Origin of the sequence: Desulfonatronospira sp. MSAO_Bac3 (assembly GCF_003838035.1) — a bacterium.
Lineage (GTDB): Bacteria > Desulfobacterota > Desulfovibrionia > Desulfovibrionales > Desulfonatronovibrionaceae > Desulfonatronospira > Desulfonatronospira thiodismutans.
Genome location: NZ_QYZY01000221.1, coordinates 1 through 1,741, shown reverse-complemented (window position 1 = coordinate 1,741; position 1,741 = coordinate 1). Strand labels below are relative to the sequence as shown.

1 protein-coding gene is annotated in these 1,741 nt (G+C 53.5%); it reads left to right on the top strand.

All coding sequences use genetic code 11. From position 1 onward, the window contains the following. On the top strand, nucleotides 1-1,741 hold a 1,741-nt coding region (locus D5S03_RS07540), incomplete at both ends, for a response regulator (protein ID WP_287043297.1).

Below are 1,741 nucleotides of genomic sequence, written 5' to 3'. Positions count from 1 at the left end.
TGTTCCATGGACCCGAACGTACCCTCCATGGTCCGGGGAGATTCGGGCCGGTTGCGTCAGATTCTCATGAACCTGGTGGGCAATGCGGTCAAGTTTACCGAACATGGAGAGGTGGAGATCAAAGTCAGTAGAATGGTGAATGATGAATGCGAAAACCCAAATGCAGAAACTCAGGAAAATTCCCATGACCTGTATCGTTCATCATTTACCACTCAGCATTCCTGCCTCATGCACTTTTCCGTCCGCGACACCGGCATAGGCATCCCTGAAGACAAGCAAGACAGTCTTTTCGAAAGCTTTTCCCAGGTTGATGCCTCCACTACCCGCAAATTCGGCGGTACCGGTCTGGGACTGGCCATTTCCAGGCAACTGGCCGAGATAATGGGCGGTACAGCAGGCCTGGAAAGTGTAGAGGGCCGGGGAAGCACATTCTGGTTTACAGTGCGCCTGGGCATTCAGCATGAACAGCAGCAGGAAAGGCCTGCTCCGGCCTGCCTGCAGGGGGTTCGCACTCTTATAGTGGACGACAATTCCACCAACCGGGAGACACTCAGGGTACGCCTTGGATCCTGGGGTATGCGGTCCGAGGAAGCTGCCAATGGTTCTACAGCTCTGAGCATGCTGCATCAGGCCAAGGCAGATAATGACCCCTTTGAGGTGGCTGTCTTAGACATGCAGATGCCGGACATGGACGGAGAAACCCTGGGACGAAATATCAAGGAGGACGGCCAATTAAAGGACACCAGGCTGATCATGATGTCATCGGCAACCGGACAGACAGGTGATGCTAAGCGTCTACATGAGGCTGGATTCGACAGCATCATGAACAAACCTGTCCTGCCCAGTGAACTGTATGCCTGCCTGGAAAAAATCCTGGCAAAAACAGACACTGCAGACCTGGTGGCGGAGCATGCGGAACGGGAAGAAACTCCGAAGGGGTATCCGGACTTTTCCGGCACAAAAGCCCGCATCCTGGTAGCCGAAGACAACATGGTCAACCAGCAGGTAGCCCTGGGAATTCTCAAAAAAATGGGCCTGCGTGCCGATGCCGTGGCCAACGGCCGGGAAGTCCTCCACGCCCTGCAAAACATTCCCTACGACCTGGTGCTTATGGATGTGCAGATGCCGGAGATGGACGGACTGAAAGCTACCCGGCGCATCCGCGCCTCAGAAGTCAGAGGTCAGAAATCAGAGATCAGAAGTCAGAAGTCAGAGGTCAGTGATCAGAGGCTGGAGAGCGAATCCCAAAATTCCTCAATTCCTGAATCCCCCAATTCCTCAACCCCTAAATCCCCCAATTCCTCAATCCCTGAATCCCAGAATCCCAGAATCCCCATAATCGCCATGACCGCCGGAGCCATGCAGGAGGACCGGGAACGGTGCATTGAGGCCGGGATGGATGATTATACAGCCAAGCCGGTCAATCCGGATGAACTGGCCCGGGTGCTGGAGAAGTGGTTGTTGGAAAACAGAGGACAGAGGGCAGAGGACAGAAGTCAGGGGGGAAAAGAGGAAGTTCTCAGGACCGGAGAGGCTGCGGAAACGAAACAGGAACCCCGGTACGCTTTTACTTGTAAAATGCCAGTCTTCGACCAGGAGGATTTCATTACAAGAATTGGGCATGACAGTGAGATGGCCAGTGAGATCATGAGCATTTACCTGGAATCCATACCCAAAAACATAGAAGCGCTCAAAAAATTTATTGAACAGGGTCAAAAAGAAGGAGCAACCCGGGAGGCTC